This window comes from Nostoc sp. WHI, from assembly GCF_015714725.1.
In the GTDB taxonomy this organism is placed as follows: Bacteria; Cyanobacteriota; Cyanobacteriia; order Cyanobacteriales; family Nostocaceae; genus Nostoc.
On sequence record NZ_WBKM01000024.1, the window covers coordinates 22173 to 37066 of the forward strand.

At 41.9% G+C, this 14894-nt stretch carries 17 protein-coding genes; 5 read left to right on the forward strand and 12 right to left on the reverse strand.

The annotated features are described in order from the left end of the window. Nucleotides 1–388 precede the first annotated feature (388 nt). Both F8S12_RS02410 and F8S12_RS02415 read right to left on the reverse strand, forming a co-directional pair. Entirely contained in the window at nt 389–586 is a 198-nt protein-coding gene (locus F8S12_RS02410; protein ID WP_196514626.1) for a hypothetical protein, read from the reverse strand. 111 nt (nt 587–697) lie between these two features. Beyond that, nucleotides 698–1036, reverse strand: coding sequence for a hypothetical protein (locus F8S12_RS02415; RefSeq protein ID WP_196514627.1), 339 nt, complete (start codon nt 1034–1036; stop codon nt 698–700). Between the two features lie 176 nt (nt 1037–1212). On the opposite strand from F8S12_RS02415, the gene F8S12_RS02420 reads away from it, so the two are divergent. Continuing rightward, complete coding sequence (locus tag F8S12_RS02420) at nt 1213–1542, forward strand: hypothetical protein (RefSeq protein WP_196514628.1); 330 nt, start codon at nt 1213–1215, stop codon at nt 1540–1542. On the opposite strand, the gene F8S12_RS02425 is transcribed toward F8S12_RS02420, so the two are convergent. The 5 genes from F8S12_RS02425 to F8S12_RS02445 all read right to left on the reverse strand — a co-directional run bounded on the left by F8S12_RS02425 (nt 1524) and on the right by F8S12_RS02445 (nt 10048). After that, a complete protein-coding gene (locus tag F8S12_RS02425; protein ID WP_196514629.1) occupies nt 1524–2174 on the reverse strand; it encodes a Uma2 family endonuclease in 651 nt (216 codons plus the stop codon). The two genes, F8S12_RS02420 and F8S12_RS02425, sit on opposite strands and share 19 nt — an antisense overlap. A gap of 97 nt (nt 2175–2271) precedes the next feature. Continuing rightward, complete coding sequence (locus F8S12_RS02430; protein ID WP_196514630.1) at nt 2272–2658, reverse strand: endonuclease domain-containing protein; 387 nt, start codon at nt 2656–2658, stop codon at nt 2272–2274. Nucleotides 2659–2738: 80 nt separating this feature from the next. After that, on the reverse strand, nt 2739–6110 hold the full coding sequence (locus tag F8S12_RS02435; protein WP_196514631.1) for a type ISP restriction/modification enzyme: 3372 nt from the start codon (nt 6108–6110) through the stop codon (nt 2739–2741). 605 nt (nt 6111–6715) lie between these two features. Continuing rightward, on the reverse strand, nt 6716–7189 hold the full coding sequence (locus F8S12_RS02440) for a hypothetical protein (RefSeq protein WP_196514632.1): 474 nt from the start codon (nt 7187–7189) through the stop codon (nt 6716–6718). Nucleotides 7190–7498: 309 nt separating this feature from the next. After that, on the reverse strand, nt 7499–10048 hold the full coding sequence (locus F8S12_RS02445; RefSeq protein ID WP_196514633.1) for a sigma 54-interacting transcriptional regulator: 2550 nt from the start codon (nt 10046–10048) through the stop codon (nt 7499–7501). Between the two features lie 196 nt (nt 10049–10244). Between F8S12_RS02445 and F8S12_RS02450 the strand changes: the two genes are divergently transcribed. The 4 genes from F8S12_RS02450 to F8S12_RS02465 all read left to right on the forward strand — a co-directional run bounded on the left by F8S12_RS02450 (nt 10245) and on the right by F8S12_RS02465 (nt 12034). Then, the gene (locus F8S12_RS02450) at nt 10245–10604 is read left to right on the forward strand and encodes a type II toxin-antitoxin system Phd/YefM family antitoxin (protein WP_331001334.1); all 360 of its coding nucleotides are present in this window, start codon (nt 10245–10247) and stop codon (nt 10602–10604) included. Then, nucleotides 10601–10915, forward strand: coding sequence for a type II toxin-antitoxin system RelE/ParE family toxin (locus F8S12_RS02455; protein WP_196514634.1), 315 nt, complete (start codon nt 10601–10603; stop codon nt 10913–10915). Before F8S12_RS02450 ends, F8S12_RS02455 begins: the two co-directional genes overlap by 4 nt. 23 nt (nt 10916–10938) lie before the next feature. Further along, nucleotides 10939–11574 carry a transaldolase family protein gene (locus F8S12_RS02460; RefSeq protein WP_196514635.1) on the forward strand — a complete coding sequence of 212 codons (636 nt, stop codon included), beginning with the start codon at nt 10939–10941 and terminating at the stop codon, nt 11572–11574. A 358-nt stretch (nt 11575–11932) separates the two neighbouring features. Then, complete coding sequence (locus F8S12_RS02465; RefSeq protein ID WP_196514636.1) at nt 11933–12034, forward strand: element excision factor XisH family protein; 102 nt, start codon at nt 11933–11935, stop codon at nt 12032–12034. 66 nt (nt 12035–12100) lie between these two features. On the opposite strand, the gene F8S12_RS02470 is transcribed toward F8S12_RS02465, so the two are convergent. From F8S12_RS02470 to F8S12_RS02490, 5 genes are all read right to left on the reverse strand, one after another. Next, nucleotides 12101–12502 carry a hypothetical protein gene (locus tag F8S12_RS02470; protein ID WP_230967735.1) on the reverse strand — a complete coding sequence of 134 codons (402 nt, stop codon included), beginning with the start codon at nt 12500–12502 and terminating at the stop codon, nt 12101–12103. Continuing rightward, nucleotides 12480–13250, reverse strand: a complete 771-nt coding sequence (locus F8S12_RS02475; RefSeq protein ID WP_196514637.1) for an SDR family NAD(P)-dependent oxidoreductase — start codon at nt 13248–13250, stop codon at nt 12480–12482. The genes F8S12_RS02470 and F8S12_RS02475 overlap by 23 nt, the downstream gene beginning before the upstream one ends. Before the next feature lie 6 nt (nt 13251–13256). After that, nucleotides 13257–13760 (reverse strand): GNAT family N-acetyltransferase, encoded by a 504-nt coding sequence (locus F8S12_RS02480; RefSeq protein ID WP_196514638.1) that lies wholly within the window; start codon nt 13758–13760, stop codon nt 13257–13259. 238 nt (nt 13761–13998) lie between these two features. Further along, complete coding sequence (locus F8S12_RS02485) at nt 13999–14376, reverse strand: hypothetical protein (RefSeq protein WP_196514639.1); 378 nt, start codon at nt 14374–14376, stop codon at nt 13999–14001. Next, nucleotides 14373–14894 (reverse strand): hypothetical protein (locus F8S12_RS02490; RefSeq protein ID WP_196514640.1); only part of this gene is annotated, 522 nt, incomplete at its 5' end. The genes F8S12_RS02490 and F8S12_RS02485, both read right to left, overlap by 4 nt.

The following is a 14894-nucleotide window of genomic DNA, read 5'->3' on the forward strand; positions in this document are numbered from 1 at the left end:
GACGTGATTACTAACTACCGAATAAACGTCAATTGTGTAACTCTCATTTGATGTGTAGTAATGGTACAACGCGATCGCACCCTGGCATGATCGCACAGCAGTTGATGAGGATAGCAGTGGCATCTAGCTTGCTGCTGGAGAAGTGCAATCTTTGATTTTGAGAACTTATTTATGTGTTTTTGTAACCTAGAGTACAAAAAAATTAGCAGTAATACTGTATAGCTGTTTGTTTTGAGATAGCAAAAGAAATTAATACCTTGAGGAGAAGGGAATAGGAAGATTTTCCAACCCAATCGTAAAACAGACACAATTTCCCGGTAGTGTGGAAAACAAGGATAGCGCAATTCTTGGCTAGAAACGCGTAGTTTACTGCCGAAGGTATTGCCGATCAATGTAAGACGGGCGGGAAATAATGGAAATAGCAGTATAAATCTACATTATTCAGGTCGAGTTGTTCTATCTTCCCCAACGCCTCTGCTGCAACGGAACAAATAACGGAACTAGCACTTGAGTCAACAGTTTTATCCTTGAGGAAGTCGAGGATGTCTTTGACGTAGGGGTTGGCTGCCTCTTCCAGATTTCCCAATGCATAATTAGGATAAAGGGAAAAAGGGCGTAGGCGTAGCCCATCGGAGATATCGCTTTTTCATTTGGCGCAGATGCATTGGTAATTCGTAATTTCTTTAGAATTGCCACATTAGAGTTCAATTAACTTGAAGCTCCAAGGTTTGAGAGCCGCTAGAGCTATTTCTACATCTACACCTTCATAAGCCTCCCATTCCAACGGATGCTCTTTAGGATGTCCGTCGCCGACATTACCTGCGACTTTGATTATCGGACAGTTGGCGATGCGATCGCGCTCCAACCCTTTTGGCAGTGCTAGCTGGATTTTGTGACCAACAAACTTTGCTGTACTTTCATTAGCTACAGATTCACGGATTAAACAAATATCACCAGCAGTCCCCCAAGTAGTTTGATAAATGTGGAGGAACGATATATAGGTTTGTGGTTTGATGGCTCTTTTTAGAACGTGCATTATCTGTAATCCTTATACTATGAGTGAAAAATCATATGAGTATTTTCTATCACGTTCGTAGGCAAGAATGTTCTTAACTCACATTTTTCATCTAGCCCAGGCGATTATAGATCGCCTGGTGGAATATGTGAAGCTCAAAATCCGATAATCGCCCACATACTAACTCCTAACCTAATATGTTCGTTGAGCCTTTGAACTCGGAACACCGAGCTTTTTACTCGAAGGTTGAGCCTTTGAACTCGGAACACCGAGCTTTTTACTCGGATGTTGAGCCTCTGAACTCGGAAGTCCGAGCTTTTTACTCGGATGTTGAGCCTTTGAACTCGGAAGTCCGAGCTTTTTACTCGGATGTTGAGCCTTTGAACTCGGAAGGCCGAGCTTTTAACTCGGAAGTTCAACCTTTTTGCTCGAACGTTGGAGTTCTGAGGTCGAAGTTTTGGGTTTTGAAATGTAACTGTCGAGTTCTGAGTGTAAAACTTGGCAATGCTCAATCCTCCTTTTGCTGAAACTGGCTTAATAACCAAGTTCCAACTTCAGATTGACTCATTTCACGACTACGGCGTAAAGCTTCTTCTAAAATAGACATCGCTAATCCAGGCAATACCTGTGATTCACGTATACGTCTACTGCCTTGATCTGCGATCGCATAAGCAATAATTTGGGCATTTTGGACATCCACTACCCAATATTCAGCAACGCCTAACTCTTCATAGAGCGATCGCTTTGTACCCAAGTCATCCAGCAGAGATGTTTTCGCAATCTCAATCACCAAATCTGGTGCAGGATACCGATCAAGTTTGACAATTCCTGTACCTGCTGGGATGACTTGGGCGCGTTCTCTGAGGTAATACGCCACATCGGGCTGACAATCCTGAACACCAGTTTTACGAAAGGTAGTGGTGTCTAAACCTCTTGCTTGAATGCCTTTAAGTGTTGCAAATAGAGTCACTGCAAAAATAATTACAACATGGTCTTGACCATGATCAAAACTAACTGGTGGCATCTCCAGCCTCATGTGTCCCTTGTAGTAGTAACTTTTTGCCTTCTCTTTGAGCAAGTTAGCGATCGCTTGCTCATAATCCTGCCAAGAAGCATAAATCCATGTATCTGTCGGTAACTGGGTCTGAGTTTCACTCATTATCTAACCCTTGTGCCAGTAATCTATATCTCTTGTAACTCAACTCTTTAACCTCTGAAGCCAAATGTTCGAGTTCTGATTTAATTTCCCCCCCTTTTTAAGGGGGGTTAGGGGGGATCAAACCCTGTATCTGCTCACACACACTATCAAACTGATTCAAAACTTGGCTATTGGTAAACCTGATAACCTTTAAACCATAGCCCTCCAGAATATGAGTTCTCTCCATATCATAATCTTGAGCTTGATCTGTAAAATGACTATCCCCATCAATTTCTATCACTACTTTTAAAATGGGACAGTAGAAATCAACGATGAAATGATTAATTGTCCGTTGTCTTAAAACGCGAAATTCAAAGGTTATCAGATATCTATACCAAAGCTTCTTTTCTGCTGGGGTCATGTTTTTGCGAAGTTCTTTTGCTCTTTCCCCAAGCTTTGGATTGTAGGGTAGATGGAAATCGCTATTATTGAGGTTTTTGGTCATAGTTTATAGTTTTGATCCCCCCTGCCCCCCTTAAAAAGGGGGGTAATATAATAGGTTGTATTTGCACTTACTTAACTTTATTACTTTGGCCAAGTATAAGTTGATTGCTTTACTTTTTCATAATTAGTATCTAAATCAGGTTCTAGCATTAAAATTGCAGCAATCCGTCGTGCAATGTTTGTCACCTCACGGACTTCTTCAACTTTTAGCGGACGACCCAATAAAGGTTTTTCACGGTAACTGAGCCATTTCTTGATAACCTGATACCCGCCGATTGTATAGTCCCAAACTCTGGCAGGAATGTTTTTCCAGTAGGCAATGTCATTTAGGTAAATGTCACAGGTATCTTTATCAAGCTGGTGAATGGCTTCACCCATTGCGTTTTTTTCTTCAGGGGTATATTGGCGTTCTGTGAGTCTGCCTCTTCCAGGCATGGTGACATTATTTTGACCCGCATGACCCCAACCTGCCGTGAGAGCAAAGTCCTTTTCTGGGTTCCAGTTGCCTTCACTAACACGAGAAATTACCGCTATTGCTTTTAATTCAGAACGAATGTTTCCCGAAGTGACACCTGTAACTGAACTTTCGGGATCTAGCAAAGCAGCTACTCGACGACCTAGTTCTGCTGAAGCAATTAGGGTTTCTCGATTCTCAGGTAGTGGAACACGCGCCCAGTCTTGTCGCAATGCCCCATCATTTTCAATTTGATAGTTCGGTGCATGGAGAATTGAGAAAACGTGATAAAAAAGATGCTCTGCATCCGCAACAGAACCAATGCTTCTCAAATACTCAAGTGCAGCATCAGAGATGTTTAAATTAACACCAGTCTCTAATCTGCGTTCATCATTAAAAAATAAATCAAGTTTTTTTGGATCAGGTTTGAGAAATAATGGTATGCAGCTTGCACCTCGATCCATCAAATCTGTACATCCGAGACTACAGATTATTTGCGGTTTCGACCATTCACGTCTAGGTTTTTGCTGGGATAAAATCCACAAATTAGTATCAAATGTTTGTGAAAAATAAGTTGTTCTTTTTTCATCTAGAAGTTTTGTTTCAGGTTCCCAATAAATCCAGCGTATATCAAATGGGCGATAACAATAACGAATAATTTTATCGGGCAAAAAACCTCTATTTACAAGATACGAGCGTACAGCATCAGGATCAAATCGTCCCGTTTTTTGCATTGCTTTAGGGACTTCATTTAAAATGTGTTTGTTACTGACTGAAGGATCAAAATATCGCTTCATCCTTGCAATTAGAGTTTCTTTATCAAGATCAACTACTAAATCATCACGGGCAGTCATAACACCAGGAAAGAATGTCGAAAAAATCTCTGTTAATAACGGATATTCAGGATATTCATCATTAAATTTTCTTGGCTTGAAGGGTAAACTAAGTCCTAAAGAAGGCTTTATTGTCTGATATAAGCTCTGTTTTTGATTGGATAATGTTTCTAATAATTGTAGTCTCTTTGATATACCCCACATATTTTGGAAAAGAATCTTCTGTGTTTCTGTATGCTCTTCTTTGCGAACTAATAAAGCTATAGCTGTTCCGACTTGAATTCCTTCTTTATTCCACTCAGTTGAAAAGACACTGGGATCTGGTTTACCTTCAGGTGTTAACTTCCCTGTTGCATATTTATCACCGTTTAAGCAGTCAATCCAAATCTGATCGAATACATTCAGGTAGCGTTCACGCATTCCAGGATAAGACAAGTCATCAAGCCAAGAGTAGTTAGAAATGAAGCAAATTACCCCTTTCCCTGTCTGCTCAACAATTCGTCTCTCAGCCATTCTGAAAAAACGAACATAAAGTTCATTAAGTCCTTGTCCTTTTGGTGCTGGAGCTTTCACAGTTTTACGATAAGCATTTGATAAATCTCTTTCCTCACCAATCGCTACACCAGCGAAACCGTTGTAGGGAGGATTTCCCAGAATCACCAAAATTGGTTTTTCGCGCTTCACTTTCTCTGCTGCATCCCGTTCTTCTTCCAATTCGGGAAACAATAGCATTTGCTTCAACTCTTGGGGCGATTCCCAACCTGTCAACGCATTTGTGAGATAGACTCCAACCCGTTCTTTCTCATCTACTAACGGCACACCCAAATTTTGCAATAACAATCCTAACTGCAAGTGCGCCACCACAAATGGAGCCGTGAGAAGTTCAAAACCAAACACTCGGTTAATAGCGGCTTTCTTCAAATCAAAACCAATCAGCGAATCCATCCCTTTTTCTTGCAATGTGGTATGAATCCGTTTGATCACCTCTACCAAATATGCTCCCGTCCCACAACAGGGATCGAGAATGTATACGTTCTCATTTGCTAATCCATCCTCAATTCCTAATTCTTCCCGCAACACTGTATCTACACGAGCAACCATATATTCCACAATCTCTGGTGGCGTATACCAAACCCCCAACTCCTTTCGCAATTCTGGATCGAATGCTTGCAGGAACGGCTCATAGAAATACTGAACTGCTTGCCCCTCATCAAATTTTGAGAAAAACGATTCGCGGTCTACCCGATTCAGAGCGTTTCCTGTCCAATCCAACACCTCGACTAAATCCAGTCGCCCCAAGTTTTGGGGAGTAGCCATCTTGCTAAACAGCGCCTGAATCATTGGCACTCGCAAATACCAAACTGCCGTGCGCCAATCAAACTTACCCTGTTCGCCTTGCTTGTGCCACAACACCCAAGCTGAAAAAATGCCATAGAACAGTGTTTGAATTAGCGTGGATTTAAAGAAACGTTCTCCTTTCTCCTCATTAAAACCGATACCCAGTGCTTCCTCTAAGGCTTTGCGAACATTAGCTAGAGTAGGCAAATCCGTTTTTTCAATTCGTGCTTTTGCATCCCTAGCGTAAGAAGCTAAAAACCAAGCTACATCCTGTGGTGAGGTAATTGTTGCAGCATGAAGCATTACCCGCTTTAAATACTCAGCGAACTGTTCCCCTTGTTCTTCTGCAACTTTTCTTGGATTCGCCGCCTTCGCCCAAAAATCCGTTTCATTCTCCGCAAGACGATAAGTTTCCAACTTGAGTGGCTGACCTTTTGCATCCCGACCAACGAGCAAAAAATCTCGATAGTTTGTTACCAAGACCTGACCATACCGTTCCCAATATTTAGAAACCTGCTTGCTGTCTGCAATTACCCAGGTATCATCTCCTGTGCCTTTAATCTCAATCACCCCTCGCTCAGGATTCTCTGGATTCACGGGTTCATTCTCTGACTGACGCTGAAACTGTCGAGCAGTGAACAACCCACCATCTGGCATTCCTGCACCCCGATTTTTCAACTGCATGACACAGCGAATCTTCGGTTTCAAGTCTTTCCCTAAACTATTAAACAACCGCTCCAGCGCACCGTAATAGGAAGTTTCTTTAACCGCAGCACCTGTAGACCGAATATCACGCAGTTCTTGGAGGTAGGTTTCTAAGGGATTCATTAGTGTATCTCTTTGCTTGCCATACTGGAAGCTCTATAATTAGAGGCTAATTCTCAGGATGCCCCTTTCACAGTATTTATACACAATCTCCTGTAAATAAACCTTTAAATATGAAGCTTCTACTAAATTTCTTAGCTTCGACTCCTGAAATATTACGACTTTAGCTCAAATTTCAGACTGCTGAACCTCAAACTTCGACCTTTTACTCAAACGTTGACCTTCTGAACTCGCAATAAAGTTCGGATAAGACTTGATCCCCCCAACCCCCCTTAAAAAGGGGGGCTAAGAATTGCTTGCTCTATTTCCCCCTTTTTAAGGGGGATTAAGGGGGATCTTTAGGGACTATGCACCTTAACCGAACCGTATTGTCTGAACTCGGAAGGCCGAGCTTTTTACTCGAACGTTGAGCCTCTGAACTCGGAACTCCGACCTTTTTACTCGAACGTTGAGCCTCTGAACTCGGAAGTCCGAGCTTTTAACTCGGACGTTGAGCCTCTGAACTCGGAACGCCGAGCTTTTAACTCGAACGTTGAGCCTTTAAACTCGGAACGCCGAGCTTTTAGCTCGAACGTTGAGCCTTTGAACTCGGAACGCCGAGCTATTTTCTACAACGCTGCCTTTTCAGATTTGGCCTTTGCAGTTTTACGAGCAAACCGTTCCCCCATTTCCACAACCATTGCATCTAAACCCGCCCCCTGTCCACTAGCTTTAGCGTAGTTATATACCTGTAACGCGGCTGCATAAGCCTCACTACCCACCGCCAGAGTTGTATCATCCACCAACTCTTGTAACTGAGTCAGTGATAGCAACACCGGATACAACGCTTCAAATAATTGCACATCCTTCCGCATCTCTTCCAAGTCAAACGATCGCGGTAAAAACTCTGGGTTCTGCGTCGCCACCTCTAATGCTTTGCTGACAAACGCCCGACTCTTATCTCCCATCTTGGGTAAAGTCTTGCGATCGTCGGAACTCAAATCAATCAAAAATGATAGCTTTTCTTTAATCGTGCTAATTGCTTGCAACACAACATCTTTCTCTGTTGGTGTTAGTGTTGCACTAATTCGGGTCGTAGGCATAAGAATTACTCTCTACTAAGTTTCTTAACTCTAGATTGCCCATATATAAAACCAAAATTTCCATTAGCAAAACAAAGCCTGTCATCTATTAGGGTTGCAATACCGTTCGGCTAAGATCCCCCCGCCTGTGGCGACCCCCTTAAAAAGGGGGTAAAAGAGATATTAATTAGCCCCCCTTTTTAAGGGAGGTTGGGGGGATCTCCGCTCAATAAACACGTTAATGAACTGTATTGATTAGGGTTGGATGAATATAAAATCCCACATCTGACGAAAATACGTTACCTTTGCGTCAGTCCTAAATATATCAGCTCAAAATACGATAATCGCCCACATACTAACTCCCAACCCAATCGTTGCTAAATGTTGCCAAAGAAGCGATAGCTCCGCTAACCCCTTCGGTGTACGCACTGGTTGCCTTGCAATCTTTTGCGTTAATAATATTGTTAACAACACTGAGAAAATTAGAGTTGCACCTTGCAAAAAAGCAATCACAGCCGGATGAGCGACTAATATCGGCAATTGTTCACCACTCAAACCAAAAGTAGCAAAGGTCACGGGTAAAATCCGCCCGCCTTCACCCAAGCCCAAACGCAAATAGTGAGCCAAGTTTCCCCCCAACACTAATGGTAGGTAGCCATAGGCAAGTTCTACAAATGATTTAGGCTTACGGTTAAAGTTGAACAGTTGAATCAAGCCATAAGCCGCAAAGGTAAAAATCCCTGGGATAATTAACACCAGCAGCGATAATCCCAAATGCTGCCAAAAAAGAGTCAAATCGAGTTGTAACCCCAACCAAGATAGCAACTCTGGTAAGCGATGCAGATATACACCACCCAACAGCAAAAATAATAATGCCACTTCATAGCTGCGGGGTACATGAGTTGTCCACAGTTCAATACCAGGGGGACGCAAGTTGAATTCGACGGAACGATGGGGACAGGCTTTGAGGCAAGTCATGCAAAGTACGCAATCTCTGTTATCTTGTAACTGCGCTGGATGGGAATATAAAGGACATCCATTAGTTTCCTGCCCTTCACCTTTTTGTGGCCCCCCTTTATAGCACTGATAAGTAGTACAAGTGGCAGAACAAATACCTTGCTGTGCCCGGAGTTCCGTCATTGAGAGTTTGGCAAATAAACCATTCATCCCGCCGATGGGACAGAGATACCGACACCAAAACCGCCGCTCAAAAAGAGCAGAGAAAATCATCGCTCCTGCGGTAATTAATAGCAGTAAACAAGCGCTAAGGTAGGCAGTATTTTCTAAATGCCAGAGTTCTTCCCAGATGAAAATTAGGGAGAACAAACCAAACATGAACCATCCGCCCCATTTCTCAGCTTGTTCTCTCGGCCAGCGCTTGAGTTTTCGAGGCCACAGCCAAAGAGATAATTTTTGGGTAATTTCCCCGTAAATCATGAAGGGACAAACAGAACACCAGACACGACCTAAAAAGGGAAAGAGAAATAGAAAGAAAGGCCACCACCAAGCCCAAAATAGATTTAATACGAAATTGCGATCGCGGGTTTGTGGCCCAATAAATAACACTGCCACAATAATCGCAAAAGCCGTTGCAGTAAAGCCATAGTTAAGGCGATCGGGCCACCAGGAACTACGCAGAAACCGCCGTAAACCAGGATAGACATTTAACAGATTCACCCGAAATCGTTTTTTCTTGGCTTCGGCTGGCCAGAAAATTTCTTCTGTTAATTCATTGGCACCCTCGGCTTGGACGATCGCTCTTTCTACCAGATTTTTCAATTCTTTGAGGTTGCCAGGGAAATCATAAGACTGTAGGCGGCGCAAAGCTTCTGGAGTGATGTGCGGTTTAGAAATGCCTCTAGATCGAGTGTAGAGACTAGTATAATATTCCACCTGTGTCTGAATATCAGTTTTCCGAACTCGTAGCGGCGGTACTTTAATGATGTGACCAATACAGCGTTCAATTGTCGGCTGAGTTTTTTCTGAAACAATGAGAATGCGTGCTTTGCTGGAACGAGCTTGGCCAGTTGGCTCTCCAGAACGACTGACGGGGGTATATGTGCCAGTTTTGAGCAACTGCGTCACGGCAGGTAATAACTCTGCTGGCAATTCTTGAATGTTGTTGAAAACTAGAGTGCCTTCCCCCAGCCATTCCAACAGTCCTGGTTTGCCACCAACGCGACCGAATAAATCTGCACCGCTAGTTTGGAGAATACCACAATTTACTTTAATAATTGGTTCTCGCCGTTTGGGAGAACCAAAATGGATCAGGGCTGCTATATTATCTTTTTCTAAACCTGGTTCCCCGAAAATATCCACTGATTTGCGATCAGCAGCAGCTTCTCTAATTTGCTCCCGCAGACGCACAGCATAGCGACTTGTACCGACAATTCCCCGTTGCGCTTTGGTAACTAAATATGGTCGTAAAGCTACAGAACGTTCTTGTTCATAACTAAGGGCAGATGTAACCTGAGCTAATTCTTGAACCAATTGGCGGGAAAAAGCCTGAGCAATTTCGGGGTATTGGGTGACTAACAAACGGAATTTCTCAGCAGGTACAACCCATAAATGACACTCTGTTACGGTAGCAATTGTTAACAGAACTGACTCATCTAAGAGTAATTCTCTGAGATTAATTACTGAGCCGGGAAGTAACCCATAAACTAAGGCTGGGTTGGTTTGATTGCTGCTATTGCTTTCGAGTTTACCTTCAACGAGAACGTAAAGTGCTTCTGGAGGAGTACCCTCGTTAACTAAGTTACTTTTCTCTGGTACAACTTGTTCTTCAATAACTTGGGCGATCGCATTCAATACTTCAGGTGAGAGAATTCCTAAAGTTGTCCGTTCTTGTAGCCATGTAACCGTTTCTGGAGATGTCATATTAAATTCTCCGTGTAGGCTGCTGTATAACAAGAATTATCCCTTGAAAGCTGGGTCAAAATATCTACGTGTGGCGATGCGTAACTAAATAATTCGTAATTAAATAGGTATAGAGCAACTTGTGCCTGTGAGTAGTATTTAACTGCTGTAACTTGTCCCAAATTGTGTGGGGCTATTGTACATTAATATCTAAGAATTGATTGGGGACAAATTATGGCAATTTATCTGGACTGTGCGATCGCATCTGAAATTGTGCATAGGAGGTTTCATGTTGAATACCAGTAAAGAGATTAATTCCCTCTCAAACTTTAAGCGGAACACCACAGAATTTATAGAGCAGCTACGGGAGACTGGACAGCCGATAGTCCTGACCGTTAACGGTAAAGCTGAACTTGTTGTACAGGATGTCGAGTCGTATCAGAAACTCTTAGAGGTTGTTGAAAGGGTTGAGAGCATTGAGGCGGTTAAGATGGCACTCGAAGAGATGAAAGCAGGAAAAGGAGACCCTGCTTATGAAGTATTTCAGGAGATAATGAAATCGCTGGATGAGGAATGAAGTACCGAGTCATTATTCTTCCAGTAGCAAAAGCTGATATCAAAGCAACAGCAAAGTGGATTCGTCAGAACGACTCACCAGAGAAGGCAAAAGTGTGGGTAAATGAAATCAATGACGCTGTTGCATCCCTTGATACCTTCCCGGCTAGATGTGCCTTGGCTGCTATTGATGATGCCTTTGAAGAAGAAATACGGCAACTCCTTTATGGAGAGGGAAAGGCAGTATACCGCATTCTTTTTACCATTCAAGACGAAACCGTTGTAGTGCTTCGTGTGCTTCACAGCGCACGAGATATGAATGCAGAGTTATAGCAACACCATTAAGGAGACAAATTATGGCAATTTATCTGGACTCAGCGATCGCATCTGAAGCTGAAGTTGTTAAGCTTTGGAAATGGGTGAAGGGCATTACAACTAATCCCACGCTGTTGGCTCAAAGCGATACGCCACCTGAAACTACACTCAAAAAATTGCTTGCCTTGACTTCTGGCCCCTTGTATTATCAACTCATCGCATCTGATAAAGCTGGAATGTTGGCTGAAGGTAGAAAAGCTTTTGAGATTATTGGTTCGCAAACAATTCTAAAAGTTCCTGCAACACCGCTAGGGTTTGAAGTGGTGGCGAGTTTATCACCAGAGATTACTTGTGCGGTGACAGCGATTTATAGTGCTGCACAGGCAGCAGTAGCACGAGAAGCTGGAGCTAAAATTGCTATAGCTTATGTAAATCGCGCTACTCGATTGTTAGGTGATGGTATTGCTTTGGTACGGGATATGGCCAGTGTACTCAAAGGTAGCGATACTGAAATTTTGGCAGCTAGTATTAAATCTCCTGAAGAAGCAGCTGCGTCGTTGCAAGCCGGGGCGGATCATTTGACTTTACCATTGGCGATGTTGCAGGCGATCGCTACCCATGAATTCTCACAGAAAACTGTTGAAGAATTTGCCAAAGGAGGCATCGGCTTAAAATAATTCGTAATGACGCTCTCTACGAGACGCTAAAAGCGTAGCTTGCTTCTCCGTAGGAGTACGCGGACTCGCTACCGCTACGCTAACGTAATTCGTAATTCGTAATTAAATATGAATTTATCGGATCTTCCTAATTTCTGGGTTCCTTTGGCACTTTTAGGTTTAATTATGTTGGCTGCTGTATTTTTCAGTCGCAGCAGTTGATATTTCCCAATATCAATATGTATGTCTGAGTTAGCCACAGAGTGCTTAAAAATGGCTTATGAGCGCAATACTAGCGCTGCAATTTGAGAGTTGTGATAGAAATTAGCAAGTGAGAATTAAATCTCTGGTGATTGCGATCGCTTCAATGTGAGGAAAAATGGCTGCCAAAGATTTATTTCATAATGCTGTAAAACAAACACTCTTAAAAGAGCAGTGGGTGATTACAGCACAATTCACATCAGCCCATAGCTTTATGTAGAGACGCGATTTATCGCGTCTTCAAACACCAATAACCCTCAATTTAACCGTATTAGCATATACAGAGTTAGTTATTTACATTATCTAAAAAATATATTGCTGAGGGTTGAAAATTCTTTCCAACCAAAATAGGTTCTCCCCCTACTCCTCCACGGCTAAGAGTACAAATCTTATAAAGGTTTTCACAGTCAAAGATTGCGAGAACTAGCTCTTTTCTTGTTTTGTAAGAAGATGGTAAAGGTTTACCTACCTCGCACTCTATATTCGTTTCATTTTCACGCCACTGTAACTTCCAAACACGCTTTTTGGTTATTGGTGCTTTAACAGACTGAGCGATCGCACTATACACCTCCTCCGCTTTAATGTCATCCTTAGCTGCTGGAACAAAAAATTTCATAGGCTTAAGTACAAGTAACGTAAGTTCATTTAGCACCAGCGTAACGCAGTTACCAAGGTAATCTGCTTCCATTCCACGATAAAAACTGTCCACTATCACCTTCTTGAAGCTGTTCGATTACAGCCCATAATTGAGTAACGGTACGTTCAACTGAAAATAATTGTTCCGCAGGTACATTTTTCTGGAAAGGACGGGAAAGCCGCGTATCAGTTGTACCAGGATGTAATGTAACTATTAATGCTTTCGGACAACTTCTTTTATACTCAATTGCCGCAGTTCGCATCAACATATTGAGTGCTGCTTTAGAAGCGCGATAGCCATACCATCCACCAAGTTGGTTATCGCCAATACTACCCACTTTAGCAGAAATACTAGCGAAGACGCTGCGTTTTCCATGACGAAATAAAGGCAATAGATGTTTAGCCAACAAGATAGCACCAATACTATTTATCTGAAAATAGCGGAGTAAATTTTCGGAATTAACTTGTTTTAAGCTTTTTTCAGGTTGCAACGTATCCTCATGCAGCAGTCCTACACAGTTGACTACCAAATGCAGTTTGTCAACTTGGGCATGTATTTTTTGAACAGCTTCAACAATCTGCAACTCGTTAGTAATATCCATCGCCAGACAAATTAATCGCTCAGAATGTTCGCTTCCAAGAGCTATTAAATCGGAGGCTGATTCCGGTTGACGAAAAGTTGCATAAACTTTGGCTATTCTGTCATCTTGTAGCAATTTTTTTACAAAACCCAAACCAATACCTTGGCTTGCTCCTACAATCAAGGCGTTGACAGGATTAATTTCATCGATAAAAGACATGTTAATTTAAGTTATTTGTGGAGGTATTTTATATTCGTAGCGAGAGAGAAAATAAGCGCCAACTTGTCTGTCGCTGTGATGACGGAAACCAAAGTTTTCATATATTGCTTTCAAGGGCGATCGCGAAGCCTCACAATCTAGACGTAAGTAAAGTTTACCAAGTGTTTGTGCATATTCAACAGCCCAAGTAAGCAGTGCTGAAGAGACTTTACCACCAGAATAACGCCGTCGAACCGCAAGGCGATGTACAAATGCTGACTCTTCTTGAGAAATGTCAGGCCAGAAAAGTAAATCTTCTAGCTGAAATTTGATTGTACCTGCTGGTTCACCCGCCCATTCAGCAATAAAAAACAAGCCGTTAGCAACATCTTCCGATATACTTTCTAGCGATACCTCGCTATCACCCCACAGAGGTATACCACGCTCTTGGAGCCACAAAGCTGCCTCTAACAATACATCCGAGACTATCACCGTATCTTGTATGGTTGCTTGGCGAATTGAGATGTACATTTAGTTATCAATTGCAGGTTAAGTTAAGCAATAGTGAAACTTCACAAAGATTAGTATAAATGTTGGGCTGCATTTATTTGTTGCCAATCTACCCTTTATTTACCAATACAAAACAAAAAACCGTTAAGTATCAAGGTTTTCCTGCTTTTGGGCTACAATGCTACTCATTTGCTACTCATTCTAGAGTATCTACCTCAGATTTTGAGAGTGTTTGGCAGGCGATCGCGCTACTCAAAAGCTACTCAAATACTGGCAATATTTTTAATTTAAAATCCTCTTCAAACCTGAAAGGCATATTATTAGATTCAGCAACCTGGTTAAAATTCCCTCCATCTGCCTCTACAAGAATTCCTTGAGGAATAGATGCAATCAAGTTATCCCAAATTAATTTGTATATTTCTAAATCTCCAAGTGTAATTTGTGGCTTTAACTCTAATCGAACCGATAACAATTCCAATCTAGTTTTTGCATCATTGTTTTGAACATTAGATATTAATTTCATGTAACTCTCACTAAAAAGCATCTGGGTATTGAAACCAGAAATATTAGGAGGGATATAACTTTCAACCTCGGATTCTTCAACCAACTGTCCATTCAAAAAAGTTTGAATTTTCATGCTACCTTAAACCAAAACAAAGGACGATTGTTACCATTTATAAAATAAAGATTATCAACAGGAGCGCTAATCGGCATTGTGTTAGGCGCAACAGCTAGCGTATTTCTTAATCCAGAGTTTGCAGTTGAGATAGTAGGTGTTGATTGTCCTAAATCATAATTTGTTGCCAAATTACTAACGCAAGTATGAAGGCTGGGTGCTTTAAAGGTTACGCCTCCTAGCCAGTAATCCCCCGGAGTCGAAGGCAATAAAATAATTGCTTCTTTTATTCCTGATGTTTCTGTTGCAATATTTCCCGAATCTATTAATAAATCTTTTGGTATTCCATCTTGATTAGAATAAACTCCTAATCTTAAATCCGTATCTGCGATACTTGTCACAACAGAAACAGCCAAACGAGTTAGCGTCACTTTGTGATGAATACTAAATAAATAGTAACTAATGAAATTAATTATAAAACCTGCCGTGCTACTTGTAGAAGTAGCAATATTTTTAAATCCTTGATAGTATCTTCCAGG